1 protein-coding gene is annotated in these 878 nt (G+C 41.5%); it reads right to left on the minus strand.

All coding sequences use genetic code 11. The features are described 5' to 3' along the window. Positions 1-7 precede the first annotated feature (7 nt). A protein-coding gene (locus tag HMPREF0519_RS13485) for an IS5 family transposase (protein WP_162920435.1) occupies positions 8-807 on the minus strand; the annotation gives its coding sequence in 2 pieces (ribosomal slippage) (positions 8-519 and positions 519-807; 801 coding nt in all). Positions 808-878: the final 71 nt, after the last annotated feature.

Below are 878 nucleotides of genomic sequence, written 5' to 3' on the forward strand. Positions count from 1 at the left end.
AAACTGTTTAGTATCTTTTGAGAAGTAACCTGATAAAAGCTAACGAAACCATCATGAGACTAGTGTTGAGCTTACGCTCACAGTTACGCCATAAACGATGATAATTTCCCAACCAACTAAATGAACGTTCAATGAGCCACCGTTGGGGGATAACCGAAAATTGGTGTAACTCATTTCTTTTAACGACGATTACCTTGGCTGAGGTTAAACTGCTAATCTCATTGGCAAAATTTTGGCCGGTATAACCACTATCAACCATCATGGTTCGAACCAATTTAAACTGCTCTAAATTAAGGGTGACGAGTGCAATCGCCCCGTCACGATCAGTGATGTTAGCCCGGGTAATATGGATAGCTTGCGGGAATCCATTGATGTCGACGGCTAAATGGCGCTTAATGCCGGAAATTTTCTTGCCACCATCGTAACCCTTATTTTCAGCGGTAGCGGTGTTCTTAATGCTTTGGGCATCTAAAATGACGAACGAAGTTCGGGCTGACCGCCCTTGCCTTAATCGTCGATCAGCGACAATTTTTTTAAAACCTGAGTTAATAAAGCTGGTTTATCAGGGGTGGGGGCTTTTGACCAACTCATCCAATAGTAGTAAACGGTGGACCACTTTGGATAATCAGCCGGCAAATCACGCCAAGTACAGCCATTTTTAAGGACATAGAGCATGGCACAGAAGATATCATAAGGATCAATGTGTTTTGGGTGAGTTCGTTTTCTTGAAGCTTCCAGATCCTGACGGATCAAATCGAATTGTTGCCGAGAAATATCGCTTTGGTAATGATGACTAAAATGTTGCATATGATCACCAACTTTTTTGACAGTAGTTTATCAAATTATTGGGTCAAAATCAAAGATACTAAACAGCTTCT

This window comes from Lentilactobacillus hilgardii DSM 20176 = ATCC 8290 (genome assembly GCF_000159315.1).
Taxonomy (GTDB): domain Bacteria; phylum Bacillota; class Bacilli; order Lactobacillales; family Lactobacillaceae; genus Lentilactobacillus; species Lentilactobacillus hilgardii.